Consider the following 24461-nt stretch of genomic DNA (forward strand, 5'->3'; position numbering starts at 1 on the left):
CCCCCTCCCCCGTGAAAGCGGTTTGGTTGCTGCTGGCCTTCTGGCTGGCGGCGGCGCTCCCTTGCGCCGCCCAGTCGCAGCCGACCTTCCCCAGCCTGTCCGGCCGCGTGGTGGATCAGGCCCATCTGCTGGAGCCCGATACCGAGGCCGCCCTCGTCGCCAGGCTGGAGAAGCTGGAGGCCGACACCGGCGACCAGCTGGTCGTGGTCACCCTCGACAGCCTGCAGGGCTATGAGATCGAGGACTACGGTTATCGGCTGGGCCGCGCCTGGGGCATCGGGAGCAAGGAGCACGACACCGGCGCCCTGCTGATCGTCGCGCCCAATGAGCGCCGGGTGCGGATCGAGGTCGGCTATGGCCTCGAGCCCGTCCTGACCGACGCCATGTCGGCCCAGATCATCCAGAATGAAATCCTGCCGGCTTTCCGGACGGGCGGCTTCCAGCGCGGCATCGTCCAGGGGACCGACGCCGTTATCGCCCAGCTGATGCTCGACCCGGCCGACGCCCAGGCCCGCGCCGCCGCGGCCAGGCCCCAGAAGGCCGATGTCCCGATCGCGCCGATCATCCTCGTCGCCCTCGTCTTCCTGTTCATTCTGGTCGGCATGATGCGCGCCTCCCGCGGCGGCGGCAGACGGCGGCGTGGCAGCGGGATCGGCCCTGTCATCCTTTGGAGCGCGCTCGACGCCATGAGCCGGGCCAACAGCGGGCGCAGTTCCAGCGGCGGCTTCGGCGGTGGGTTCGGCGGCGGCGGCGGCTTCTCCGGCGGCGGCGGCAGTTTCGGCGGCGGGGGAGCCTCAGGCGGATGGTGAAGGTCTTTACCCCTGACGATCAGGCCCGCATCGCCGCGGCGATCGCCATGGCCGAGCGTCGGACGTCCGGCGAAATCTTCTGCGTTTTCGCGCGGCAGGTCTCCTCCTATCGCGACGTCAGTCTCGGCTGGGCGGCGGTCGCGGCCCTGCTGCTGCCCATGCTGCTGATTCCCTTCAACTTCGATCCGGCCTGGTTCCCCGGCCTCGGCGACAGCTGGGAGGCCGCCCATCTGGCCGCCCGCAAGGTCACCATCGGCAAGACCCTCGCCGCCTATGCCGTCATCCAGGCGGCGGTGTTCGTGGTCGTCTTCCTGATCACCTGCATTCCCACGGTTCTGCGGATGGTTACGCCCCGCCGCGTGCGCCGGGCCCGGGTGCGCCGCGCCGCCCTGCAGCAGTTCCTCGCCCACGGCCTGCACACGACCCAGAACCGCACCGGCGTCCTGATCTTCGCCGCCCTGTCGGACCGTCAGGTCGAGATCGTCGCCGACGAAGGCATCCACTCCAAAGTCGACGCCGAAGTCTGGGCCAGGGCCGTGGACGCCCTGACACGCTCGTTGCGCTCCGGCCGGGCCGCCGACGGTTTCGAGACGGCCATCGGCCTGACCGGCGATGTCCTGTCCGCCCACTTTCCTCCCAGGGCGAACAATCCGGACGAACTGCCGAACCGCCTTGTCGAAATCTGATCCCGTGACGGTTTTCGGACACGGCCCCACGAGGGTCGCAATCGGGTTCGAATTGGCCTAGCAGTTCGCCCGCGCAACCGCTGCTGGACCGCATGCCCCGTCTTCTGACCTACAACGTCCACCGCTGCGTCGGCACCGACAAACGCCTCGACGTCGATCGTATCGTGGGCGTCATCGCCGAGCACGAGCCCGACATCGTCTGCCTGCAGGAGCTGGACGTCGGCCGCGCCCGCACCCGCAACGTCGACCAGGCCGAGGCCATCGCGGCGGGCCTGGACATGAGCTTCCACTTCAACGCCGCCATGCTGATCGAGGCCGAGGAGTATGGCGACGCCCTCCTGACCCACCGGCCCGAGCGGCTCGTCCGCAAGGGCGGCCTGCCGACCATTCGCGGCATTCCGGGGCTGGAGCCGCGCGGCGCGGTCTGGGCGGCCATCGATTTCGACGGCGTCGAGGTCAATGTCATCAACACCCACCTGGGCCTCGTCCCGCGCGAGCAGAGGCTTCAGGCGGCGGCCCTGATGGGCAAGGACTGGCTGGGCCATCCCGACTGCAAGGGGCCGACCATCCTGACCGGCGACTTCAACGCCACCTCGATCACCCGTCCCTATCAGACCCTGTGCCGCAACGGCTTTTCCGACTGCCAGCGCAAGCTCGGCCTGAAACAGACGGTGAAGACCTTCCCCTCGGCCTTCCCGGCGATCCGCATCGACCACGCCTTCGTCAGCCCGCAGATCCGCATCACGGGGGTCAAGGCGCCGTTCTCGCCCCTCGCCCGCGTGGCCTCGGACCACCTGCCCCTGGTCATCGACTTCGAGATCGACGCCTAAAGGCCGTCGGGGCGTTCCCGCAGCTGGCTGAAGTTGCCGCCCGCGATGCGCTGCGAGGGGTTGCGCCGCTTCCACGGTCGCCAGGCGTTGTCGGACGACGACGGATCACCCAGCTGCCATTCGGCAATGAACCGCTCTAGCCGCGACGGCGGCGTGGCGCCCAGCAACTCCATCCGCCCGGTGTCGAACGTCCGGATCGCCTTGCCGGTCGAGCCCAGCACCGCTTCCGCCGCCGCGAAGTCCTTGGGCGAGACCCCGATGAAATGGCCGATGCTGTGATGGCGATAGCGGCGGATGGCGTCGCGCCCCGCCTGATCCACCGGCTCGGCGGCGATGTCGCACTCGGTGTCCAGCCCCATCGACCGGTTGTTCAGATTGGTCGAGCCGATGCGCAGCAGCCGGTCGTCGATGATCGAGACCTTGGCGTGGACGATGATCCGGTCGCCATCGGGCGTATGCGGCGCGAAGGCGTGGAAGCGGTCGTATTTGTCGGCGGCCTCCAGCCGGAACAGGACCTCGGACCGCGCTGTGTCCATGGTCATCTTGTCGAACCAGCTGGGGCTGTTGCCGGTCGAGACCAGCACCACCTCCGGCCCGTCCTCTTCCGCCAGCCGCTGCGCCAGACACGCGGCGATCGCCGGCGAGGTGAAATACTGGTTCTCCAGATAGATCAGCGTCTTCGCCTTCTGGATGGATTCCAGATGCAGGGCCTCGTTCTCGCGCACCTCGCCCCGCCCGCCCCACTTCGGCTCGCTACGGGCGATGCCGACCGGGACGTCGGTCATGGTGACCTTGACCCCGTCGGGCCAGGGATCGCTGTCGACCTCGTCGGGCACCGTCCGCTCCCAGGTGGCGCGGAACCAGCGTTCGCGCGCCAGATCGCCCAAGGCCCGGGCCGCCGCCCCGTCCATCACCGCCATGGTCTCGTGACGCGGCGCGCTGATCAGGCCCGACGGCATGCAGCGGCGCGGATCGTGGTCCAGATGCTCGGGCGAATCCCAGCGGTCCACCGAGACGTCGCCCCCGCCGCAGAAGGCGACCTTGTCGTCGATGATGACCACCTTCTGGTGGTGGCAGGCGCCGATCGGTCCCGGCGAGTCGAGCCGAAACTCGACCATCCGCTTCCTGAACCAGCGCTGGGCCTTGTGCGGATAGAAGCCCTGCGACGCCGCGATCAGCAGTGGCGATTTCCAGATCAGCAGCCGCACGTCCAGCTCGGGTTTCGAGCGCACCAGCATCCGCAACTGGTGCCCGATCTCGGCCTGACGGTCGCCGGCCCGGCTCTGCGGATCCAGACGGGTGCGCGGGTCGAACTGCCAGCCCAGCAGGACGATCGACCGCTGCGCCTTGGCGATCGCCGAGGCCAGGGCGTCGAAATAGGCCTCGTTCTCCATCAGGACTGCGAACCGGTCGGCCTTCTCCACGCGCCACACGGTCCGGCCCGGGGCCAGCAGACTGTCGGGATATGTGTCGTCCGATGCGACCATTCGTCCTGTCTGAAGGATTCGCGTGACAGCGTTGTTGCGCGCAGGCGTCCCGCTGTAAGGCCACGCCTGTGTCTTCCGTTCCACGCTCGCCGGGGATTGGTCAATGGAGACCGGCGGTCAGCTTGTCTGAACACGGTTTTGGGAGCATAGAAGCGTCGCTGGTTCTGGACGCGAGAGACGGGAGGGTGAGTTGCAGGCTTTGATCGATCTGATCGCCGGTTTCATCGCCCTGTTGGCCGCCGCGGCCCTGTCGCAGTTCGGCGTCGATCTGCACCGCCCCAGCGCCCCGGAACGTGAAGTCCACCGCGTCGTCGACTGCCCGCAGGCTCCCGCGCGCAGCGGCGCCATCGCGTCTCCGTCCGAACACTGCTGAATCACGGGTCTATGAGACGACTCGTCTTTGCGGACGCGTCCTGAGCCGTTAGGGTTGCGTGGCCTGCTGCGCCGCGCCCGGCCCTCAGGTCGCCAGACCGAGACCTACGCCTGATGAAATCCCGCCAACGGCCGCCGCTCAATCTCCCCGAACCCGCGATCGAGGACCCCGCGACGACGCCCGGCGAAACCCCGGTTGAAGCAGAGGCCGCAGCCGACGATCAGACGCAGATGCAGGACGAGGCCCTGTTCGCCGAAGAGGTCCCCGTCGAGGCCGAAGCCCCGCTGGTGATCGACCGCCCCATCTCCGAACGCCGCCGCCGTCGCCTGCTGGAGGAGCAGCGTCAGGCCGAGCTCCGCGCCGCCGCCCGCGCAGAGACCCTGGCCGCCCGCGCCCGCGTCGCTGAAGAGCCCCTGCCGCCCCTGCCCGACTTCGCGCCCGAGCCCGCCGCCACGGCTGAAACGGCCGAGCCCCTGGTCACCCCCGACTTCGCGCCCGCTCCGTTCGCCGAGAGCGCCGAAGCCCCGCCCGCCACCGTGGCGAGCCCGCCCGCGCCGCGCGCCGATCCTGACACCGAGACTCCGACGACCGCCGCGACCATGACGCGCCTGTTCGAGGCCGCGCCCTCGGGCCGTTACGCCTATCTGCTGGCCGGGGTCGCCTCGGCCCTGTGGGTCGGCGGCGTCGCCTCCTGGGCCGCCTTCGAGGTCGGTTCGGGCGCCGCGGCGCTCGATCCCCTGCGTCTGGCCCTCTACGCCCTGATCGCCCTGGCCCCGGCCGGCCTCGCCGTCATGCTGGCCCACGCCGTGCGTCAGGGCGCCGGTCTGGCCGCCGAGACCCGCCGCGCGCGCGGCCTGGCCGAAGCGCTCGTCGCCCCGACGGCCTTGGCCGCCCAGCAGACCGGTCAGGTCCTGCTGACCCTGCGCAACGACATCGATCAGGCCGCCCTGGCCGCCGAGCGCGCCCGCAACGACATGGCCCTGCTCCGCGAAGTGCTGGTGCAGGAGACCAACCGCCTGAACGAGGCCGCCGAGACCGCCGGCCGCACCGCGCGGCGCCTGTCCGAACAGCTGGGCCGCGAGCGCGAGGGGATGCAGACCCTCGGCCTGCAGCTCGACACCCAGTCCGCCGGGGTGCTGGACGCGGTCGAGCGCCAGTCGCGCATGATCGTCGACGCCTCCGATCTGGCCCAGACCCAGTTGCGCGAGGCTGAGGCCGCCCTGGCCGCTCGCGCCGCCGATCTGGCCGCCGCCGCCGGCGAGGCCCAGGACGCCGCCCGCCTGGCCGCCGACGACCTCGCCCGCCAGACCCTGCGCCTCGAGAACACCGGCGCCGGCGTCGCCGAACAGATCCAGTCGGTCGAGGAAGGCCTGGGCCAGCAGCGCGCCGCCCTGGTCACCGCCGCCTATGCGCTCCGCACCGATCAGGAGGACTTCTCCGCCCAGGTCGAGAGCCAGCGCGCCCAGCTGACCGAACAGCTCGACGCCGCCCGCACCGCCCACGGCGACCTCGGCGAAACCTCCGTCCGGTCCGCCGAGTCGATCAAGGATCTGGTCGAGGCCGCCACCGACCAGTTCCGCGCCCTCGTCGACATGTCCCAGCGCGAGGCCGACAGCTTCGACGCCGCCACCAAGGTCTCGCTGGACCGCTTCGAGGCCCTCGCCGCCGAGGCCCGCGACACCCTGGTCGAGGAGACCCGCCGGGCCCTGGCCGCCCTCACCGCCACCGCCGAGGACAGCCGCATCGCTGCCGCGGACGCCGCCTCCCAGGCCCAGATCCGCGCCGACCGCCTCGGCGAGGCCCTGTTCGACGCCGCCCAGAAGGCCGACAACGCCGCCGACAGCCGCATCGAGGGCGCGCGCCGTATCGTCACCGAGACCGCCGCCATGGTCGATGAGGCCGGCGTCAATGCGATCGAGAAGCTCGAACGCACCATGGACCGCATGATCAAGGCCCTGGGCGAGGTCGACGCCTCGATCACCGACCTCGACGAACGGGCCGCCCGCCTGCCTGACGAGGCCCGCGCCCGCGCCGAGGACGTCCGCGCCACCGTCGAGGAAGGTCTGGCCGCCCTGGCCGCCGCCTCGCGCAAGGCCGCCGAGGACACCGAGGCCCTCGACGTCGGCTTCCAGGAGCGCGTCCGCCGCAACTACGACATGCTGACCGAGGCCGTGCGCCTGATGGGCGTGGTCTCGGGCGAGCCGACCGCATCGCGCCGCCGCGAACCCTCGCCCGCGCCGGAGGCCCGCGTGGCTCAGGCCGAGGACCGCGGCTTCGGCCTGCGCGGCCGTCTGCGTCTTGAGCCGACGGAAGAGGCTACCCGCCGCTCGGCCCCGCCGGCGCCCTCCCAGGCCCCGGCCCTCGACTGGTCCGATCTGGTCAATGACGGCGCCAGCCCGCCGCCCGCCGAGCCGATGGACCTCGACCAGCCGATCATGCCCTCGGACGCCGACGCCATGTCCGACCGGATCACCGCCGCCATCCGCCGTATGGGCGTCGATCCCAACGCCCTCCTGCCCCGTTCGCGCGTGGAAGAGGCCGCCGAGGCCTTCGCCGGCCGCGATCCGGACCGCGCCCGCCAGATCGTCCGCCGCGTCGCCCCCGCCGCCGTGCGCAGCGTCTCCCGCCGCGTGATGAGCGATCCCGAGCTGAAGTCCGACGCCGAACGCTATGTCCGCGCCTATGCCCAGAAGCTGGCCGGGGCCGCCCGGTCGGGCGACGCGCCGGGGGTTCTGTCCGCGCTGGCGACCGACGCAGGCCGGGCCTTCATGTTGCTGGACGCCGCCGTCGGCGACCTCGGCTAGGCTTTCGCCCGACAGGCGAAGACCGGCGTTATTGCGAGAAGTGTGTCCGGAATCCGGCGCATTAAGACTTGACGAAATCATCCGCATGCCGACACCTGCCGGTGCCTGTCACGTCTTCGTCACACGCTCCAGTAGGGTCCATGCTCGACACCATCGCCGAGAAAACGCCCGACCGCCGGCCCGCTATCGTCATCTGCGCCTGGGACGCGGACGACATGGCCTGGGATCCGGTCGAGGACCTGTCCGGCCAGCCCTGGAACCCCAACGGCGCCCGCACCGTCGCCATCCCGGCCGATGACCCTGACCAGCTGGTCGCGACCCTGAGCCACAGCCTGCGCGATCCGTCGTGCCGCGCCATCCTTCTGGTCGGCCGCACCCATCGCAGCGGCGGCTTCCGCGTGCAGATGCGGGCTGAGAACCGCGCCCTGTCGGGCGGCGCCAAACTGTCCCACACCGGCCCCGCCATGGCCCGCGCCACGGCCCCCGTCGCCGACATGGTTCGCGCCCTGAACGCCGCCGGCCTCAGCGCCGACGCCAGTTCCGAAGGCGAGGACGATGTCGGCAGCTTCCTGCTCTACAGTATCCTGACCAGCCTGCCCGACGACGCCGACGTGCCCGCCATCGGTCTGCTGCGCGCTCCCACGGACATCCCGGACGAGGCCGTCCAGAAGGGCGTCAAGGCCGCCGCCGCCGCCATGGCCCGCAGCCTGTCGCCCCTGCCCAGAGCGCGCCCGAACTAGGCATTCAGCCGCCGCGCCAGACTGAACGCCGCCAGCGCCCCGACCGCGGCCATCGCCGTCATGGCCAGATAGCCCTTCACTCCAAAGGCGTCGTACAGCGGCCCCGCCGCCAGGGTCGCCAGCCCGATCAGCACCCCGGCCGACAGCACCGAACTCAGGGTCTGGGCCACCGTCTGGCTGCCCGGCGGGCTCAACCGCTCGACCAGCTGAACCCCGGCCAGATAGGTGGCGGCGAAGCTAAGCGCATGCAGGGTCTGCAGGGGCCACAGCAGCCACAGCGGCGGGGCGAAGGCCAGGGCCGTCCAGCGCAGCATCGCCGCGCCTGCCCCCACCGCCAGCACCGTCAGCGGCCCGATCCCGCGTTTGCGCCGCCACGGCTCGCCCCACCACATGAAGCCGATCTCGACCACGACCGACGCGGCCCACAGCAGGCCGGTCATATTCTCGGGGATGCCCTGCGCCTTCCAGGCGATGGCCGAGAAGCCGTAGTAGAAAGCGTGGGCCGCCTGGACGCAGCCGACCGCGAAGATGGCGGTCATGAAGGTCCGGTTCCGGAGCAGCCGCCCCATCCCCGCGAACCGCGCCCAGCCTTTGGCGGGCTCGGCCTCCCCCACCGGCGTGTCGGCGACCGGCTCGGCGGGCAGGATCCAGCGGGCACAGACGGCCATGGCGATCCCGGCGACGACGCACCAGACCAGCACCACATCCACCGGCGCCTTCACCAGCAGCGCGCCCATCAACACATTGGCCCCGACGAAGGAGGCCGAGCCGAAGCCGCGCGGCACCGAGAAGGTAAAGCCCGCCCGCCGCGCCAGCCTCAGGGTCATGACGTCGCTGAGCGGGATGATCGATCCGAAGGCCGTCGCCGCCACGAACCACAGCAGGGCCCACAGCCAGAAGCCCTCGACCAGCCCCGTTGCCGCATAGGCCGCCGCCGAGATCAGGGCCAGGAAGGCGATGGCGGTCCTGCGATACCGGAACCCGTCGGCCCAAAGGGCGATCGCCGGTCCCGTCACCAGCCGCCCCAGCATCGGCGCGGCGAACAGGGCGCCGATCTCGGCCCCGTCCAGCCCCTGGGCGTGGAACCACAGCCCGGCGAACGGCAAACTGACCCCGTTGGCCCCGAACAGCAGCACATACTGAAGCCCCATCCGCCAGGCGGAACCGGCGGGAGGTGGCGGTAAAGACTCAGCGGCCGAATTCATGCGCCCCGATAGCAGACGGAGCGCGGTCTGTGGGCTAGCGTGATCACATGAACCTGAATCGCAACCTCGTCGTCTACGCCGCCTTCAACGGGGCCATGGCCGTGCTGGTCGGCGCCTTCGCCGCCCACGGCGCCGGTCCGGCGGTCAAGACCCTGCTGACTACCGGCGCCCACTACCAGCTGGTCCACGCCGTCCTGGCCGTCGCCTGCGCGATCTGGGGAGAGAAGCTGGCGGTGACCGGCGGCTGGCTGGCCGCGACCGGCGGTCTGGTCTTCTGCCTGGCGCTCGCCTTCATCGCCCTGCTCAGCATGTCGGCCATGGGCGCGGTCGCCCCGATCGGCGGTGTTCTGATGATTGCGGGTTGGCTTTTGCTCGCCTTTGCCGCATTGCGGAAGACCTCTTCCAACGCCTGAAATCGTAGAACCGAAAGCGTTTTTCCTACCCATGGCCTTCACGATCCCCGACGCTCCCCGACGCGACCTCTATCCGGAGATCGAGCCCTTCGCCTCGGGCTGGATGAGCACGGGGACCGAGCACGAAATCTATTACGAGGAATGCGGCAACCCGCAGGGCAAGCCGGTCGTGGTCCTGCACGGCGGCCCCGGCGGAGCCGTCAACCCGGGCATGCGCCGCTACTTCGACCCGGCCAAATACCGCATCGTCCTGTTCGACCAGCGCGGCTGCGGACGGTCGCGCCCCAACGCCTCGCTCGATGACAACACCACCTGGACCCTGATCGAGGACATCGAGCGCCTGCGCGAACGCTGCGGCATCGAGAAGTGGTCGGTGTTCGGCGGCTCCTGGGGCTCCACCCTGTCGATGGCCTACGCCATCACCCACCCGGAGCGGGTCGAGAGCCTGATCCTGCGCGGCATCTTCCTGCTGACGAAGAAGGAGCTGCACTGGTTCTACCAGGACGGCGCCTCGATGATCTTCCCGGACGCCTGGGAGCGGTTCGTGGCTCCCATCCCGGAGGCCGAGCGCGGCGACCTGATGAGCGCCTATTTCAAACGCCTCACCGGCGACGACAAGGCCGAGCGCGAGGCCTGCGCCGTCGCCTGGTCCAGCTGGGAAGGCGAGACCGTCAGCGTCGAGGGCCCCTCGGCCCGTCCCGACAAGTTCGCCGAGCCCGACTTCGCCCTCGCCTTCGCCCGCATCGAATGCTGGTACTTCGTCAACGGCGGCTTCTTCCCGTCGGAGAACTGGCTGATCGAGAACATCGGCCGTATCCGCCACATCCCCTGCTGGATCGCCCAGGGCCGCTTCGACGTGGTCACCCCCATCTCGGGCGCCTGGTCCCTGCACCGCGCCTGGCCGGAAGCGAAGCTGGACATCGTCCCCGACGCCGGCCACGCCTCGTCCGAACCCGGCATCATCGACAGCCTGATCCGCGCCACCGACTGGGCCTCGACGCTTTAGGAACGATGTGGTGGCCAAGCTGAAGGTCTTCACCTGGGCCGACGGCTTCCACGCCTTCACCGTCGCCGCCTCCTCCCGCCCCAGGGCATTGGCCGCCTGGGGCATGGAGCGCGACATCTTCAAGGACGGACTGGCCTCGGAGCTCACCTCCGGGCCCGACTACGATGCCGCGATCCAGTCGCCCGGCGAGGTCATCCAGCGCGGTCTCTCGATCGATGTCGGCAAGATCAGCAAGGCCGCGAAGCCGAAAGCGAAACCCGTCTCCGACAAGGCGCGACAGGCCGTGAAGGCGCTTGAGGCCGATCTTGAAACCCTCGACCGGGATCAGGCCGCGGAAACCGAAGCCATCGACGGCCGTCGCGCCGCTCTGGAGGCCGAGGCGAAAACGCTGGCCGGCTCACAGGCCAAAGCGCGCAGGTCGCTCCTGGCGAAGCTCAAGGCCGCCCGCGCGAAGCTCTAGATCAGCCCATGCCCCTTGGGCAGTTCGGCGTAGCGGTGCACGCGCGTGGCCATCACCAGGCCGAAGCCGATCATCACTGTCAGCATCACGGTGCCGCCGTAGGACAGCAGCGGCATGGGCACGCCCACGACCGGCGCCAGACCCATCACCATCGCCCCGTTGATCAGGACATAGAGGGCGAAGGTCGAGGTCACTCCCGCCGACGCCATCCGCCCGAAATGGCTGTGCGACAGGGAGGCGATGCGCAGGGCGATCAGGATGATGCCGGCGTAGCAGAGCAGGAGGGTGATCGAGCCGACGAAGCCGAACTCCTCGGACACGGCCGCGAAGATGAAGTCGGTCTGCTTCTCGGGCAGGAACTCCAGCTGGCTCTGGCTGCCCAGGCCGAAGCCCTTGCCCAGCAGGCCGCCGGAGCCGAGCGCGATCTTCGACTGGACGATGTGATAGCCGTTGCCGCTGGGATCGCCCTCGGGGTTCAGGAAGGTCAGGATCCGGTTGCGCTGATAGTCGTGCATCCCGAACATGATGTAGGGTACCACCCCGGCCACGGCCGCCGCCGCCGCCGCCGCGATGACCTTCCAGTCCAGACCGGCCATGAACATCATCGCCGCCCCCGTCAGGCCGATCAGCATGGCCGTGCCCAGGTCGGGCTGGTGCGCGACCAGCAGGAAGGGCACGCCGATGATCCCGACCGGGAAGATCAGCTTCCAGCTGAACTTGGCGTCCTGGGCCGAGGCCCCGTGATACCAGCGCGCCAGGGCCAGAACGACGCCGATCTTCATGATCTCGGACGGCTGGATCCGGGTGAAGCCCAGGTTCAGCCAGCGCGTGGCGCCCATGGCCGTATAGCCCAGCCCCGGCACCTCGATCAGCATCAGCAGCAGCAGGGCCACGCCATAGACGATGTAGGAGGCGCCGAACCAGATCCTCAGATTGACCATCGACAGGGCCAGCAGCACCACCAGAAGGCCGAAGAAGCGGATCAGGTGCTTGGCGGCCCAGGGCTCCCACGAGCCGCCGGCGACCGAGAACAGCATGGCGCCGCCCGCGCCGGCGACGACGCACAGCAGGGCGATGAACCGCCAGTCGATCTCGCCGATCTTGGTCGAGATCCGGTCGCGTTCGCCGGGACGGGTCAGGGCGGAAGCGGTCATTGCGGGGCCTGATAGGGACGCGGGCCGGACGGCGCGGGGGCCGCGGGCGTCGGCGCCGGCGTCGACGCCGGGGCGTTGTCGATGATCTCCGGCTCGGGCGCCGCGCCGAAGTCCTCTTCGGCGGCGGGCTCGGGCCCGACCGGCGCCGGCGGCAGCGGCCGCTCGATACGGGCGCGCATCTCGGGGTCCTTGAGCAGGATGGTGCGCATGATCTCGCGCGCGCGCGGCGCGGCGGCCGTGGCCCCGCCCTTGCCCCCGTGCTCGACGATCAGGGCGACGGCGTAGCGCGGCTCGTCAACCGGTGCGAAGGCCACGAACAGGTTGTGGTCCTTCAGCGCCCAGACGTTGGACTTGCGCGATCCGGTGCCATAGCTGCGCACCTGGGCCGTCCCGGTCTTGCCGGCCATCTGGATGTCGCCGAGGCCCAGCTGGGACTGGCGATAGGCGCCGCCGGACACGTCGTTGGCCACGGCGACCATGCCCTGACGCACGATCTCGAGATGCTCGCGCGAGAACGGCAGATCGGGCACTTCCGCGCCGGAGGGCCGGTCCACTCCGCCCACCGACTTGATCAGCCGGGGCACCAGGGCCTTGCGCGCATTGGCGAAGCGCGAGGTCATGACGGCCAGTTGCAGGGCGGTGACGTTCACGTCCCCCTGTCCGATCGCCACCGACAGGGTCTCCCCCGGGAACCACACCCGGGACTCCGGATTCGGGTTGTTCTTGTTGTAGTTGGCCTTCCACGCCTGGCTGGGGATGGAGCCCGTCTTCTGGTTGCCGACCCCGATGTCGTAGGTCTGCATGAAGCCGATCTTCTTGGCCGTGTCCTGGATCTTGTCGACCCCGGCGCGGTTGCACATGTGGTAGAAATAGACGTCGCACGAGTTCTTGATGGCGTCGTGCATGTTCTGCGGGCCGTGACCGCGGTGCTCCCAGCAGCGGAACACCCGGTTGCCGTAGCGATAGCCGCCGGTGCAGGTCACCCGCTCGGTCGGATCGACCCCGGCCTCCAGCAGGGCCAGCGACGTCGTCAGCTTGAAGGTCGAGCCCGGGTGGAAGACCCCGCCAATCGCCTTGTCCAGCAGCGGCTTGCGCTCATAGTCGGACAGGGCGCGATAGATCGGCCCCGGCACGCCGCCGACGAACAGGTTCGGATCGAACGAGGGCGCCGAGACCATGCACAGGATGTCGCCGTTGCGGACGTCCATGGCGACGCAGCCGCCGCTTTCCTCGCCGAACACTTCCAGCGCCCGGTTCTGAACGTCGAAGTCCAGGGTCAGGACCACGTCCTTGCCGTTGACCGCGGGCTTGGAGCCGCCGACGTCGGTGGCCACGACCCGGCCGTGGGCGTCGACCTCGACCCGGGTGCCGCCCGCCTCGCCGCGCAGATCGGCGTCCAGCGCCTTCTCCACGCCCGAACGGCCGATGCGGAAGCCGGGATTGTACAGGATCTCGGGCGGGGTCTCGCCGCGCTTCTTGATCGCCTCGATGTCGCGGTCGGTGACCTTGGCCACATAGCCGATGACGTGGGCGAAGGCGCCGCCGTACGGATAGAACCGCGCCTCGTTCATGTCGGCCATCACGCCAGGCAGTTCAGGGGCGTACAGATTGACCTTGGCGAACTCTTCCCAGCTCAGGTCGCTCTTGACCGGCACGGGGGACGAGGGACGCGCGGCGTTGACCTCGCGGATGATGGTCCGGCGGCGGTCGACGGTGTCGGGCAGCAGCCGGCCCAGCAGGTCCAGCGTCTGGTCCAGGTCCTTGGTCTCGTCGCGCACGACAAGGACGCGGAAGCTCGGCCGGTTGCCGGCGATGACCACGCCGTTGCGGTCCAGGATGCGCCCACGCGGCGGCGGGACCAGACGGAAGTTGAACTGGTTGTTGGTCGCGAGGGTCGCGTATTCCTTGGCCTGGACGACCTGCAGCTGGCCCAGACGCGTGCCCAGGGCGCCGATGCCCAGCGCCGTCAGACCGCCGACGATGAATGTGCGGCGCAGGAACGAGCCCTGCCGCTCATTGACGTCCGAAAAGAAGATCGAGGGTTCGCTGCTCATCGGAAACGGGTGTCACCGTCATCGAAGCGCTGGATCATCCAGTTGGCGACGGGAAACAGAAGCAAGGTCGGGATCATCTGGCCCAGCAGCGCCAGGATGCTCGGCGCGTTCACGGCGTCCAGACTGACGATCAGATAGGTCAGGAAGAAGGCCAGCAGGGTGCAGCAGCCGTACCAGACGAACAGCACCTGGGTCTCCTGCCCCGCCAGCAGGTTGCGCGACAGCAGCACCACGCCATAGACGGCCAGCAGGCTCAGGGGCCAGACGCCCAGCATGCCGCCCCACAGCAGGTCGATGAACAGGCCGACGAAGAACAGGGCGACCGGCGCGATCATCGACGGCCGCACCAGAGGCCAGGCGAAGGCCAGCATCATCGGCAGGACCGGCTCGGGCAGTTTCAGCCCGAACAGCTCGACCGGGACGGCGAACAGGAGGGTGGCGGCAATGACCGCCAGTGCGGGGTAGAGGATCCACTCCACAGGGCCGACGACACGGACCGCGGCGGGGCGTTTCACAGCGCGCCTCCGGGCGTGGTCGGCGGCGGGGTGGTCGCGGGCGGCGGCGCGGTCTGTGGGCGAGGAGCGGCCGGAGCGGTCGGCCTCGCAGCGGCCGGGGCGGCGGGCGCGGGCGTCTCGGCGGCCCTGCGGGCGCGTTCGGCGGCGGCCGTGGCGGCGGCGGCCCGGCGGGCGGCGGCGTCACCGATGGCGGCGGTCTCGGCCGCGCTGGGCGCCGGGGCGGTGGCCAGACCGGCCAGGGGGGCGGCGTTGAGCGCGTCGGGGTTCACCAACTGACCGAAGTCCTGGAACAGCAGCACCCGCACGAAGTCGATGGCGCCCCGGTCGCTGAACAGCTTGACCCGCCACGAGCCGTCGATGCCCTTGGCCGCGACCCCGATCGGCACGCCGCGCGGGAAGCCGCCGCCGTCGCCGGAGCTCAGCACCCGGTCGCCGGCCTGAAGCGAACCGACGCCGCGGATGTATTCCAGACGCGGATTGCCGCTGCCGTCGCCGGTCAGCATGGCGCGGGCGTCGGTGCGGTCGATCAGCACGGGCGTACGGCTGGCGACATCAGTCAGCAGCAGCATCCGGCTGATGCCGCCGGTCGTGCCGACGATGCGGCCGACCAGGCCGTGTTCATTGATGACGGGATTACCGATGCGCACGCCCTTGGACGAACCGGCGTCGATCAGGCGGGCGTTGACGAAGGGACCGCGCGCGTCCGAGACCGAGCGCGCCGTGACCATGGCCACCGGCGGTTCGGTGCGGAGGCCCAGCATGGCCTCATAGCGGGCGTTGACGTTCTTGAGGGCGATGGCCTGGTCGCGCCAGGGCTGCAGCTCGGCGACCTCGGCCTTCAGCCGGCGGTTTTCCGAAACGGCGAAGAAATAGCCCTTCACCCCGTCCGACAGGGCCCCGGCCCAGCGCACGGGCGCCGCCAGCACGCCGCTGACCGGCCCGAGGACGGCGTCGAAACCCGCCCGCACGGGCGTGTAGTTGTCGTGATCGCGCACATCGCGCCGGTCGCTGACGATCAGGAACAGCGACACGACCACGGCAAGGACGACCGTGGCCGCGGCGGTCCAGGCCAGCGGCACCTTGATATTCTCGAACGGTCCGTCGCGAAACGCCACGGCAGCCTTTCCGGTAAGGGGTCAGAATCAGCGGGACGCCCCCCGCTGCTGCCGCAGCCTATTGCAAAATACAGACCAGATGGAAACCGGTGAAAACACCGGGACGGCGGGGATTTGCAGCCAAGCTGGCCCGCCTCCCCGCCTTTGGCTTTTCGACCGCCTTACAGGGCCGAGTCGAGCACGCCCTTCATCCAGCGCGGATGTTCCAGAACGCGACCGCAGCCGATGGCCACGCACGACAGCGGATCGTCGGCGACCGAGACCGGCAAGCCCGTGTGGTCGCGGATTTCCGCGTCCAGGCCGCGCAGCAGGGCCCCGCCGCCCGTCAGCATGATGCCCTTGTCGGCGATGTCGGCGGCCAGTTCCGGCGGCGTCGCTTCCAGGGCCACCTTCACGGCGTCGATGATCTGCGAGACAGGTTCAGCCAGGGCTTCGGCGGCCTGACGCTCCGAGATGCGGACCTCGCGCGGCACGCCCTGCATCAGGTCGCGGCCCTTGACCTCGATCGACAGGCCTTCGCCGTCGGCCGGGATACGGGCGGTGCCGATGTCCTTCTTGATGCGCTCGGCGGTCGTCTCGCCGATCAGCAGGTTATGGTTGCGACGCATGTAGCTGATGATCGAGTCGTCCATCTTGTCGCCGCCGACGCGGACCGACTTGGAATAGACGATGCCCGACAGCGACAGGACGGCGACCTCGGTCGTGCCGCCGCCGATATCGACGACCATCGAACCGGTCGGCTCGTGGATCGGCAGGCCGGCGCCGATCGCGGCGGCCATCGGCTCGTCGATCAGGCCCACGCGGCGAGCCGAGGCGTTCAGGCAGCTGTCGTTGATCGCGCGGCGCTCGACGGCGGTGGCGCCTGACGGCACGCAGACGATGATCTTCGGGTTCACGAATCCGCGGCGGTTATGAACCTTGCGGATGAAGTGCTTGATCATTTCCTCGGCGACTTCGAAGTCGGCGATGACCCCGTCGCGCATCGGACGGATGGCTTCCATATGGCCCGGCGTGCGGCCCAGCATCTGCTTGGCCTCGATGCCCACGGCATGGACGATCTTGCGGCCGCCGACGTTGCGCAGCGCCACAACCGAGGGCTCGTTCAGGACAATGCCCTTGCCCTTCATGTAGATAAGGGTGTTGGCGGTGCCCAGATCCATCGCGATGTCATTGGAGATCGCGCCGAAGAGGTGTGAAAACATGGGGGTCGGTTACCGTCTGGTTCGGGCCTGGAGGGCGTTCTTTATGTTCGACCGGCCCTGGCGACGCCCCGCCGCGCGCATCCCCATACGCGCAACATACTGATCGTCTTTCGCCTGACCGGCTGGAGCGTCGTTTGCCCGTATGAGAAGGCGATTACAAGTCCTGATCCCCCCTCAGGCGAGAGGATCGATCACGTCCCGGTTACGGCTCTGCTTGGCTTAAAGCGGCGCCGTGAGGTCCCGCTCCCTCTCCGACCCGCGTTCGCCGCCCGGCCTCTCAAACCGTATACGGACGACAGGTCGTATCCGGACGGTTTTCAATCCCCGCGCGCGGCCTCGCGGCGCTTCACGATCTCGCGCACGGCCAGCATCAGACCCAGCCAGACGACGGCCACTCCGGCCAGGATCAGCGAGGTCCAGACCCCGTCTCCGCTGACCGCCGTCATGAAGGATCCGCCGAAGAAGGCGACCAGTGCGGTTTTTGGAAGCACCCCCAGCGCACACCCGCCCAGGAACCCCCAGAAGTTCGCCCGCGCGGCGCCGAAGGCCATGTTGACGACGATGAAGGGCGCCGACGGCACATTGCGGATCATGAAGGAGGCATAGAAGGCGTTCTGGCCAACGAACCGGGTCATCCGCCCCATGGTCTTGCCGCCGAACCGCTCGACGAACCGCGCCGTCGGCCCGCGCCCCAGCCAGTAGGTCGCCGCCGCCGAGGCCACGGTCGCGATCCAGCTGTAGGCGAATCCGAACCACGGCCCGAAGGCGACCACGCAGGCCGCGATCAGGATGAACTGGGGCACGCCCAGGAAGGCCGACAGGGTGAACAGCAGGATCGCCGCGAACAGCCCCCAGGGCCCGCTCCGGAACCCGGCCAGCCAGTCCTCCAGCCGCGCCTCGGCCCCTTCCGCCCCATGCCCGAGCCCCAGCGACGACTTCCCGACCGCGAACAGGGCCACGATCACCGCGAACAGCAGCAGCGTCGCCAGCAGCGCCCGCCAGCGCTTGCTCTCCATATTGAGGAAGAAATCGAGGATCGGACGCATGGTCAGCTCAACGCTCGACTGCGACGAACGCACCGACGGTCCAGGTCGCCAGCATCCACTCGGACAGGTTAGGGTCCCAGACCCAGTTCTGGCTATAGGGGGCCTCGAACCGCTGCTCCGCCTCGCCCTCGCCGGTGGAATAGGCGACGACGCCCTCGGCCGTCGCGGTCCGGCTGTCATGACCCTCAAAGCGGTTCGGCCAGACGCGAAGCGATGGGCGGGCCTGAATTTGCCCGACGATGAACTCGGCGACCCTGTTGTCACGGCCCCGCTCGGTCTTCACCCGCTCGCCGCTCCATCTCAGCTCAGGCGACCCGTTGGTCCCCAGATAGGCCCGCCAGCTTCCCGCGCTAGCGGAATCCGGCCCCCGCCGCGGCATTCCGTTCCCGACCCGGTTCATGAGGCCCGCCGCGGCGAACCGGTCCCCTGACAGCGCCAGACAGGTCTGAAGGATGGTGACGCTGTTTCTCTGAACGGTCTCGTCCAGAAGGCCGCAAGGCGCGATGGCCTTCACGGCCTCCTCCGCCAGGGCGAAGGTGAACTGGGTGGTCAGGCCCGAGCCGCAGGCGCTTTCGGTGCGCCGCCGGACCGGCTCGCCCCCGCGCCCGTCCAGCGTGCTGGTGGCCATCTCGACGGTCGTGACCCAGGCATGAAGGCAGATCGACACCTCGTCCGACGGCGCTGACCCTGGTGCGGGCTCCAACGCCCGATCCGCGAACCGGGCATCGGCGCGCACCCTGCTCCAGGCGTCGGACGACACGGGAGCCGACATGCGCCGGCCTTCCGCGCCGCTCACCACCACCATCGGGTCGCTCCCCGGCCGACGCTCGAAGCTGACGACCGGCATGTCGCGGCCATAGCCGTCGACGTAGAAGGCACGATAAATCTCGACGCCCGCCGCCGCCTCGTCCTCGATCGCGGCGACGCCCAGTTTGGACCGGACGGTGGCCTGCTGATCCGCCGCGCATCGGTCGGCGCCGTTGTCATCGCGGCAATCGCGCGAAATCGCGGGTGTCTGACCGGCAATAGCCAAGCTGAAAAGCACAGCCAAAATCATTCGACGTCTCCGGTGCGGACTTCATTTGCACCAGACCGCCCCTGCCCGTAAACAGCCCCCGCCTTTCCGAGGAACCCTTCCCGCGAACTCCCCTTCGAACGAGGATCCGATGTCCACGCTCCAGTCCGACGCCCTCGCCCGCGTCAAGCCGTCCGCCACCATCGCGGTCAGCGCGAAAGCCCGCGCTCTCGCGGCCGCCGGTCGCGACATCATCGGCCTGGGCGCCGGCGAGCCGGACTTCGACACCCCGGACAACATCAAGGCCGCCGCCATCGTCGCCATCCACAACGGCGAGACGAAGTACACCGACGCCGACGGCATGCCCGCGCTCAAGAAGGCCATCTGCGCCAAGTTCGCGCGCGAGAACGGCCTGACCTATGACGTGTCGCAGATCCACGTCGCTCCGGGCGGCAAGCCGGTCATCTTCAACGCCCTGGTCGCCACCCTGAACCCGGGCGACGAGGTCATCGTCCCGGCCCCCTATTGGGTCTCCTACCCCGACATGACCCTGCTGGCCGGGGGCGAGCCCGTCTTCGTGACCGGCGAGGAGAAGGACGGCTTCAAGCTGCGTCCCGAGGTGCTTGAGGCCGCGATCACGCCGAAGACCAAGTGGCTGATCCTCAACTCCCCGTCCAACCCGACCGGCGCCGCCTACACCCGCGCCGAGCTTCAGGCCCTGGCCGAGGTCCTCCTGCGTCATCCGCAGGTCTGGATCCTGACGGACGACATGTATGAGCACCTGACCTTCGGCGATTTCGAATACACCACCATCGCTGCGGTCGAGCCGAAGCTCTACGACCGCACCCTGACGGTGAACGGCGTGTCCAAGGCCTATGCCATGACCGGCTGGCGCATCGGCTATGCCGGCGGCCCCAAGGCCCTGATCGATCTGATGCGCAAGGTCGCCAGCCAGACGACCTCCAACCCGACCTCGATCAGCCAGTTCGCCGCCGTCGAGGCCCTGAACGGCACGCAGGAATTCCTCGCCCCGCGCAAGGAAGCCTTCGAGAAGCGCCGCGATCTGGTCGTCTCGATGCTGAACCAGGCCACGGGCGTCACCTGCCTGACGCCCGAGGGCGCCTTCTACGTCTATCCCTCGATCGCGGGCCTGATCGGCAAGACGACGCCGTCGGGCGTGACCATCACCGACGACGAGGTCTTCACCTCCGAACTGCTGGAGGCCGAGGGCGTGGCCGTGGTTCAGGGCGCGGCCTTCGGCCTCAGCCCCTATTTCCGCATCAGCTACGCGACTTCGGAAGCCATTCTGGAAGAGGCGTGCGGCCGGATTCAGCGTTTCGCGGCCAGCCTTCGCTGATTTTACGCCACAAAATCGGCCCCGCTTGCGTTCATCCTGAACGGGATTAGCTTCGTCTCTTGCACGGGGCGACTCAAGACCCCGTCGGGAGGCTGAAATGGTCCATGAGGATCGTCCGGGCCGTCACGCGTTCTCGCCTGCAGGCGTCGCGGGACTGCTGCTGGCAGGAATGGTTTGCGGCGTGTTCTGGCGCGAGATCGCCCACGCGGTTCTCAGGCTGACCTGAGACGCGACGCCTTCGGCTGTCCGGCGCCCGGCCCACGCGGCCCGGGCGCTTTTCCCTGTTTTGAGATCAGGCCGCGCGGCTGACGGCGAAGTCCGCCAGCTGATCCAGCGCGTCGCGCCAGTCGCTCTGCGGCAGCACCCGCAGGGCCGCCTTGGCCGCGTCGGCATAGTCCCCGGCCGTATCCAGCGTCGCCGTCACCGATCCGGTGCCGATGATCAGCTCGCGCGCCCGGCGGAAGTCGTCCTCGGTGCGTTCACCCTTGGTGATGGTCCGATCCCAGAAGGCGTCCTCGCGCCCCTTGGTTTTGGCCATGGCCAGCAGCAGCGGCAGGGTGACCTTGCCTTCGCGGAAGTCGTCGCCGGCGTTTTTGCCCAGCGCCTCGCTTGAGCCGCCGTAGTCCAGGGCGTCGTCGGCCAGCTGGAAGGCCAGACCCAGGTTCAGCCCATAGGCCCTGAGCGCCGCCACGGTCGCGTCGTCGGCGCCCGCGCCCACCGCCCCGGCCTCGGCCGCCGCGGCGAACAGTTCGGCCGTCTTGGCCGAGATGATCTGCAGATAGGTGTCCTGATCCAGGTTCAGGTCGTGGGCGCGCGTCAGCTGCAGCACCTCGCCGGCCGCGATCACGCTGGACGCCCGCGCCAGAATGCCCAGGGCCCGCATCTGGCCGGTCTCGACCATCAACTCGAAGGCCCGCGCGAACAGGAAGTCGCCGACCAGGACGCTCGTCGCCGAGCCCCAGATCAGATGGGCCGCGACCTTGCCGCGCCGCCGCTCCGACCCGTCCACGACGTCGTCGTGCAGCAGGGTGGCGGTGTGGATGAACTCGACCGAGGCGGCCAGTTTCAGCGGATGCTCGATGTCTCCACCGGCGGCGCGCGCGGCCGCGACGGTGATCAGGGGCCGCATCCGCTTGCCGCCCGCCGCCACGATATGCTCGGCCAGCAGCGGAATCACCGGCACGTCGGACTGCATCCGGTCGATGATCAGGGCGTCGACGGCGGCCATATCGGCCTGGGCCAGACGCGCCAGGGCCTCGACGTCGCCCTTGGGACGGGCGCCGAACCCGTCTGAGGGCCGATCGGATGTCAGGGTGACGGCGTCCACGCAAAACTCTTTCGAAACCCGGGCGTCAAAAGGGGGGAAACGCCCGTCAGAAGTCGTCCCGTCTTGCGACAGGCCGATTGGCGGGACAATGGTGGTCGGGCCATGATGGGTCAAGCCGCGTGACGTCCGTATTGACATCGGAATCCCCGGGAACGGAGGTCGCCGAAAGCGCCCTGCTGGGCGGTCGCGTCCGGCTGCGCCAGCCGGTGAGCGGTTACCGCGCCGGGATGGACGCCGCCATCCTCGCCGCCGCCGTCAATGCAAAGCCGGGCGACCGGGTCTTCGAGGCCGGCTGCGGCGCCGGCGCCGTCCTGACCCAGGTCGCCGCCCGGCGTCCCGATACCCTCCTGACCGGGCTGGAGCGTGACCCCGCCGCCGCCGCCCTCGCCCGCGAGAACGCCGCCCTGAACGGGTTTGAGGGCCGCATGACGGTCCTGACCGGCGACGTCGCCGACGGCTTCCGGCCTCTGGATCTCAAACCCTTCGACTGGGCCGTCTCCAACCCGCCCTTCTTCGACGATGCGGGCGCCCTGCGCGCCCCTGCCCCCGGCAAGCGCGGCGCCTGGATGGCCGACGACGGCCTCGCCGCCTGGTCGTCCCTGCTGCTCAAGGCAACGCGCGAAGGCGGCCGGATTCTGATGATTCATCGCGCCGACCGTCTGGCGGACATTTTGTCCACCCTCAGCGAAAAGGCGGGCTCCTTCACCATCCTGCCCATCCAGCCCTTCGCCGATCAGCCCGCCAAGCGCGTCCTGATCCAGGCCGTCCGCACCGGCCGCGCGCCCCTGAAGCTCCTCCCCGCCCTGATCCTCCACGACCGATCCGGCGCCAAACACACCCCCGAGGCCGAGGCGATTCTCCGGGGCGAGGCCGGGCTCGAGCTTTAGGGTCTCCTCCCCGTGCGCAGCATGGGGAGGTGGCGCGCCGCCGCTTGGCGGCGTGACGGAGGGGGCGACGCGGCGTCTGACATCGCTCGCTTCAGGACATCACCTCGCAGAACATGATCCGGTGCCCGTCCGGCGTGCGCACAGCCATCTCGCGCAGTCCCCACGGCTTGTCGGCCGGCCCGTTCAGGATCTCCGCCCCGCGCGGCGCGATCTCGGCGGCATAGTCGTCCAGCCCCTCGACGAAGATCCGCGCGATCCACGAATGGTCGCCCAGGGTGCTCGCCTCGGGCACGCCGATGCATTCGCCCATGTCGAACCGCGCTGTGCCCCGCTGCACGAACCGCCAGCCGGGCGCGTCGATCTCCAGCGGCTCGAACGCCAGCTTGTCGACGAAATACGCCTGCGACGCCGCCACATCATGGACGGCGATGACATAGCAGCACTGGCCGAAGGTTGCGGTCATGACGGGCTCCTCGTTGAGGCTCACCCTACTCCCAGACGAACAGCGTGCGTAACTTGCAGCCCGACGGAGTCTCCCCCTCCTCGAACAGGGTCACCCGGCCGATGGCCTCGATCTGGTCCGGTGTCAGGGGGGCGTCAGAACTGAAATAGGCGGCGCCGTTCGCGCCATTCCAGATGGCGACGACATAACGACCGTCCGCGAGGCGCTCCGCGAATCTCGCCGGCCTGGGGCCGGCCTGCGCCTCGACGATCGATCCGGTCGGGCGGCTGGCCCAACCTATTCCATCGACCTTGAGCGATCCGAATGCGCCCTCCCAACGAAAGCTTCCGGCATGAATGCCGCTGTCGAGGGTCGTCACCTTCTCGCCGGGCAAAAGGTCGATGATCGGGGAATAGCCGCAGAATCGTCCCGGCCCGGTGAGCTCGCTCGCCTCGCATGGGGCGGCGAACCCAAGCGTCGCCACGGCCAGCACGATCAGGGTCCTCATCACGCCCTCCGGTTTGCTCCCGGCATCATAGGCAGTTCGACCGCCTCACATCCACCCGCTACCAGGCGCCCATCTCGCGCAGCTGGATCGCCAGATCGTCGGGCAGGTCGCCCGCGTCCATCGTCGTCAGGTCGACCGGGGCGTCCCTCGGCTCCAGATAGCGCCAGCCCTGGAATGGCCTGCGCGCCTGCGGGGCCGTGCGGATCACTTCTGGGGCCAGGGTGATCAGGCATTCGCTGGCCTTGCCCTCCCCGCGCGTGGTGATGTCGACGATCGGCATGCGGCACTGGATGACGCCCTTGGTCACCCAATAGAGGGAGCCGCCGTCCTCCATCTCCGCCGCCCGCTTGGGCGTCATCCGGGTATGGACGACCAGCGGCCCCTTGCGGGCGCGTTCCTCCAGCCATTCGACGTTGTCCACGCCGACGCTGAGCTTGATCATGTGCAGAGGCATCCTCCGCCTCTGGCACTCCTGCCCCCTTCAGGGCAAGCGCGACCTTAGGGTTGGGGCGCGTTGGGCGTAACAACCGCCACACCGCTCGACGGCGCCGGGGTGACGACGGCCGGAGCCGCCGCACGGGCCTCGGCGGCGCGGGCTTCGCTGTCGGCGCGCTGGGCCTCGGCCTGGGCCCGGGCGGCGTCGGCCCGCGCCAGGGCGACGCTCTGCTGCCCGCCGGCGATCTGTCCCTGGACGGCGGCGACGTTCGAGGAGGCCTGGGCTTCGGCGACGGCCTGGGCCGCCTGGGCCTCGGCCAGCCGCGCCTCGCTGTCGTCGGTCACGGGCTCTGCGCCGCGCGCGAACAGGATCCACATCACAGCGACGATGATCAGCATCGCCAGCCCGCCGGCGATCCACCAGCCGGTATTGGACGACTCGCGTCGAACGATGACGGTCTCGCTGTAGACGGGCTCGCCCGGCAGGGGCCGCGCCGGATCGGGATTGGGGTCGTACTGGGTCATGGGGTTCCTCCCGCCACTGAACCGCCGAAACGGCCCCTGACGACGGCGGTTCCCCAAGGGGCGTCC

25 protein-coding genes are annotated in these 24461 nt (G+C 69.5%); 11 read left to right on the plus strand and 14 right to left on the minus strand.

Annotated features, from left to right (window positions below):
* Positions 1 to 26 precede the first annotated feature (26 nt).
* The 3 genes from AC1ROD_RS10540 (at position 27) to AC1ROD_RS10550 (ending at position 2325) form a co-directional block, all read left to right on the plus strand.
* Entirely contained in the window at positions 27 to 809 is a 783-nt protein-coding gene (locus AC1ROD_RS10540) for a TPM domain-containing protein (protein ID WP_492948195.1), read from the plus strand.
* Positions 803 to 1495: a TPM domain-containing protein gene (locus AC1ROD_RS10545; protein ID WP_492948196.1), complete on the plus strand. Its 693-nt coding sequence runs from the start codon at positions 803 to 805 to the stop codon at positions 1493 to 1495. The genes AC1ROD_RS10540 and AC1ROD_RS10545 overlap by 7 nt, the downstream gene beginning before the upstream one ends.
* Before the next feature lie 92 nt (positions 1496 to 1587).
* A complete protein-coding gene (locus AC1ROD_RS10550; RefSeq protein ID WP_492948197.1) occupies positions 1588 to 2325 on the plus strand; it encodes an endonuclease/exonuclease/phosphatase family protein in 738 nt (245 codons plus the stop codon).
* On the opposite strand, the gene AC1ROD_RS10555 is transcribed toward AC1ROD_RS10550, so the two are convergent.
* Positions 2322 to 3812 carry a phospholipase D-like domain-containing protein gene (locus AC1ROD_RS10555; RefSeq protein WP_492948198.1) on the minus strand — a complete coding sequence of 497 codons (1491 nt, stop codon included), beginning with the start codon at positions 3810 to 3812 and terminating at the stop codon, positions 2322 to 2324. The two genes, AC1ROD_RS10550 and AC1ROD_RS10555, sit on opposite strands and share 4 nt — an antisense overlap.
* A 190-nt stretch (positions 3813 to 4002) precedes the next feature.
* On the opposite strand from AC1ROD_RS10555, the gene AC1ROD_RS10560 reads away from it, so the two are divergent.
* From AC1ROD_RS10560 to AC1ROD_RS10570, 3 genes are all read left to right on the plus strand, one after another.
* Positions 4003 to 4185 (plus strand): hypothetical protein, encoded by a 183-nt coding sequence (locus AC1ROD_RS10560; RefSeq protein ID WP_492948199.1) that lies wholly within the window; start codon positions 4003 to 4005, stop codon positions 4183 to 4185.
* 113 nt (positions 4186 to 4298) lie between these two features.
* Positions 4299 to 6989 carry a coiled-coil domain-containing protein gene (locus tag AC1ROD_RS10565; protein ID WP_492948200.1) on the plus strand — a complete coding sequence of 897 codons (2691 nt, stop codon included), beginning with the start codon at positions 4299 to 4301 and terminating at the stop codon, positions 6987 to 6989.
* A gap of 140 nt (positions 6990 to 7129) precedes the next feature.
* A complete protein-coding gene (locus AC1ROD_RS10570; RefSeq protein ID WP_492948201.1) occupies positions 7130 to 7729 on the plus strand; it encodes a hypothetical protein in 600 nt (199 codons plus the stop codon).
* On the opposite strand, the gene AC1ROD_RS10575 is transcribed toward AC1ROD_RS10570, so the two are convergent.
* On the minus strand, positions 7726 to 8880 hold the full coding sequence (locus AC1ROD_RS10575) for an MFS transporter (RefSeq protein ID WP_492948202.1): 1155 nt from the start codon (positions 8878 to 8880) through the stop codon (positions 7726 to 7728). The genes AC1ROD_RS10570 and AC1ROD_RS10575 overlap by 4 nt on opposite strands.
* A gap of 101 nt (positions 8881 to 8981) precedes the next feature.
* Between AC1ROD_RS10575 and AC1ROD_RS10580 the strand changes: the two genes are divergently transcribed.
* From AC1ROD_RS10580 to AC1ROD_RS10590, 3 genes are read left to right on the plus strand one after another with little or no spacing between them, the layout of a single operon-like run.
* Complete coding sequence (locus AC1ROD_RS10580; protein WP_492948203.1) at positions 8982 to 9347, plus strand: DUF423 domain-containing protein; 366 nt, start codon at positions 8982 to 8984, stop codon at positions 9345 to 9347.
* Between the two features lie 31 nt (positions 9348 to 9378).
* On the plus strand, positions 9379 to 10353 hold the full coding sequence (pip, locus tag AC1ROD_RS10585; protein ID WP_492948204.1) for a prolyl aminopeptidase: 975 nt from the start codon (positions 9379 to 9381) through the stop codon (positions 10351 to 10353).
* Positions 10354 to 10363: 10 nt separating this feature from the next.
* Complete coding sequence (locus tag AC1ROD_RS10590) at positions 10364 to 10813, plus strand: hypothetical protein (RefSeq protein WP_492948205.1); 450 nt, start codon at positions 10364 to 10366, stop codon at positions 10811 to 10813.
* Here the strand turns inward: AC1ROD_RS10590 and rodA are convergent.
* From rodA to AC1ROD_RS10625, 7 genes are all read right to left on the minus strand, one after another.
* Positions 10810 to 11967, minus strand: a complete 1158-nt coding sequence (gene rodA, locus AC1ROD_RS10595) for a rod shape-determining protein RodA (protein ID WP_492948206.1) — start codon at positions 11965 to 11967, stop codon at positions 10810 to 10812. The genes AC1ROD_RS10590 and rodA overlap by 4 nt on opposite strands.
* Positions 11964 to 14021, minus strand: coding sequence for a penicillin-binding protein 2 (gene mrdA / locus AC1ROD_RS10600; RefSeq protein ID WP_492948207.1), 2058 nt, complete (start codon positions 14019 to 14021; stop codon positions 11964 to 11966). The genes rodA and mrdA overlap by 4 nt, the downstream gene beginning before the upstream one ends.
* A complete protein-coding gene (locus tag AC1ROD_RS10605) occupies positions 14018 to 14536 on the minus strand; it encodes a hypothetical protein (RefSeq protein ID WP_492948208.1) in 519 nt (172 codons plus the stop codon). Before AC1ROD_RS10605 ends, mrdA begins: the two co-directional genes overlap by 4 nt.
* Entirely contained in the window at positions 14533 to 15651 is a 1119-nt protein-coding gene (mreC, locus tag AC1ROD_RS10610) for a rod shape-determining protein MreC (RefSeq protein WP_492948209.1), read from the minus strand. Before mreC ends, AC1ROD_RS10605 begins: the two co-directional genes overlap by 4 nt.
* 161 nt (positions 15652 to 15812) lie before the next feature.
* Entirely contained in the window at positions 15813 to 16853 is a 1041-nt protein-coding gene (locus AC1ROD_RS10615) for a rod shape-determining protein (RefSeq protein ID WP_207932273.1), read from the minus strand.
* Between the two features lie 317 nt (positions 16854 to 17170).
* Entirely contained in the window at positions 17171 to 17899 is a 729-nt protein-coding gene (locus tag AC1ROD_RS10620; RefSeq protein ID WP_492948210.1) for a TVP38/TMEM64 family protein, read from the minus strand.
* A 7-nt stretch (positions 17900 to 17906) separates the two neighbouring features.
* The gene (locus tag AC1ROD_RS10625) at positions 17907 to 18944 is read right to left on the minus strand and encodes a hypothetical protein (RefSeq protein ID WP_492948211.1); all 1038 of its coding nucleotides are present in this window, start codon (positions 18942 to 18944) and stop codon (positions 17907 to 17909) included.
* Between the two features lie 121 nt (positions 18945 to 19065).
* Between AC1ROD_RS10625 and AC1ROD_RS10630 the strand changes: the two genes are divergently transcribed.
* Positions 19066 to 20271 (plus strand): pyridoxal phosphate-dependent aminotransferase, encoded by a 1206-nt coding sequence (locus tag AC1ROD_RS10630; RefSeq protein WP_492948212.1) that lies wholly within the window; start codon positions 19066 to 19068, stop codon positions 20269 to 20271.
* Between the two features lie 292 nt (positions 20272 to 20563).
* On the opposite strand, the gene AC1ROD_RS10635 is transcribed toward AC1ROD_RS10630, so the two are convergent.
* On the minus strand, positions 20564 to 21499 hold the full coding sequence (locus AC1ROD_RS10635) for a polyprenyl synthetase family protein (protein WP_492948447.1): 936 nt from the start codon (positions 21497 to 21499) through the stop codon (positions 20564 to 20566).
* 230 nt (positions 21500 to 21729) lie between these two features.
* On the opposite strand from AC1ROD_RS10635, the gene AC1ROD_RS10640 reads away from it, so the two are divergent.
* Positions 21730 to 22485 carry a tRNA1(Val) (adenine(37)-N6)-methyltransferase gene (locus AC1ROD_RS10640; RefSeq protein ID WP_492948213.1) on the plus strand — a complete coding sequence of 252 codons (756 nt, stop codon included), beginning with the start codon at positions 21730 to 21732 and terminating at the stop codon, positions 22483 to 22485.
* A 91-nt stretch (positions 22486 to 22576) separates the two neighbouring features.
* Here AC1ROD_RS10640 and AC1ROD_RS10645 read toward each other — a convergent pair whose 3' ends face one another.
* Genes AC1ROD_RS10645 through AC1ROD_RS10660 form a run of 4 tightly spaced genes read right to left on the minus strand, consistent with a single transcriptional unit; the run spans position 22577 to position 24395 of the window.
* Positions 22577 to 22948 (minus strand): VOC family protein, encoded by a 372-nt coding sequence (locus AC1ROD_RS10645; RefSeq protein WP_492948214.1) that lies wholly within the window; start codon positions 22946 to 22948, stop codon positions 22577 to 22579.
* A gap of 25 nt (positions 22949 to 22973) precedes the next feature.
* On the minus strand, positions 22974 to 23435 hold the full coding sequence (locus AC1ROD_RS10650; RefSeq protein ID WP_492948215.1) for a hypothetical protein: 462 nt from the start codon (positions 23433 to 23435) through the stop codon (positions 22974 to 22976).
* Between the two features lie 58 nt (positions 23436 to 23493).
* Complete coding sequence (locus AC1ROD_RS10655) at positions 23494 to 23889, minus strand: DUF1489 family protein (protein WP_492948216.1); 396 nt, start codon at positions 23887 to 23889, stop codon at positions 23494 to 23496.
* A gap of 44 nt (positions 23890 to 23933) precedes the next feature.
* The gene (locus tag AC1ROD_RS10660) at positions 23934 to 24395 is read right to left on the minus strand and encodes a hypothetical protein (protein ID WP_492948217.1); all 462 of its coding nucleotides are present in this window, start codon (positions 24393 to 24395) and stop codon (positions 23934 to 23936) included.
* Positions 24396 to 24461: the final 66 nt, after the last annotated feature.

The organism is Brevundimonas sp. GW821-FHT12E07 (assembly GCF_058807035.1).

Coding starts and splice junctions, on each gene's coding strand:
- AC1ROD_RS10545 (WP_492948196.1), top strand. CDS start 803: ATGGTGAAGGTCTTTACCCCTGACGATCAGGCCCGCATCGCCGCGGCG.
- AC1ROD_RS10550 (WP_492948197.1), top strand. CDS start 1,588: ATGCCCCGTCTTCTGACCTACAACGTCCACCGCTGCGTCGGCACCGAC.
- AC1ROD_RS10555 (WP_492948198.1), bottom strand. CDS start 3,812: ATGGTCGCATCGGACGACACATATCCCGACAGTCTGCTGGCCCCGGGC.
- AC1ROD_RS10565 (WP_492948200.1), top strand. CDS start 4,299: ATGAAATCCCGCCAACGGCCGCCGCTCAATCTCCCCGAACCCGCGATC.
- AC1ROD_RS10570 (WP_492948201.1), top strand. CDS start 7,130: ATGCTCGACACCATCGCCGAGAAAACGCCCGACCGCCGGCCCGCTATC.
- AC1ROD_RS10575 (WP_492948202.1), bottom strand. CDS start 8,880: ATGGGGCTTCAGTATGTGCTGCTGTTCGGGGCCAACGGGGTCAGTTTG.
- AC1ROD_RS10580 (WP_492948203.1), top strand. CDS start 8,982: ATGAACCTGAATCGCAACCTCGTCGTCTACGCCGCCTTCAACGGGGCC.
- pip (WP_492948204.1), top strand. CDS start 9,379: ATGGCCTTCACGATCCCCGACGCTCCCCGACGCGACCTCTATCCGGAG.
- rodA (WP_492948206.1), bottom strand. CDS start 11,967: ATGACCGCTTCCGCCCTGACCCGTCCCGGCGAACGCGACCGGATCTCG.
- mrdA (WP_492948207.1), bottom strand. CDS start 14,021: ATGAGCAGCGAACCCTCGATCTTCTTTTCGGACGTCAATGAGCGGCAG.
- AC1ROD_RS10615 (WP_207932273.1), bottom strand. CDS start 16,853: ATGTTTTCACACCTCTTCGGCGCGATCTCCAATGACATCGCGATGGAT.
- AC1ROD_RS10620 (WP_492948210.1), bottom strand. CDS start 17,899: ATGCGTCCGATCCTCGATTTCTTCCTCAATATGGAGAGCAAGCGCTGG.
- AC1ROD_RS10630 (WP_492948212.1), top strand. CDS start 19,066: ATGTCCACGCTCCAGTCCGACGCCCTCGCCCGCGTCAAGCCGTCCGCC.
- AC1ROD_RS10635 (WP_492948447.1), bottom strand. CDS start 21,499: ATGGCCGCCGTCGACGCCCTGATCATCGACCGGATGCAGTCCGACGTG.
- AC1ROD_RS10645 (WP_492948214.1), bottom strand. CDS start 22,948: ATGACCGCAACCTTCGGCCAGTGCTGCTATGTCATCGCCGTCCATGAT.
- AC1ROD_RS10650 (WP_492948215.1), bottom strand. CDS start 23,435: ATGAGGACCCTGATCGTGCTGGCCGTGGCGACGCTTGGGTTCGCCGCC.
- AC1ROD_RS10655 (WP_492948216.1), bottom strand. CDS start 23,889: ATGCCTCTGCACATGATCAAGCTCAGCGTCGGCGTGGACAACGTCGAA.
- AC1ROD_RS10660 (WP_492948217.1), bottom strand. CDS start 24,395: ATGACCCAGTACGACCCCAATCCCGATCCGGCGCGGCCCCTGCCGGGC.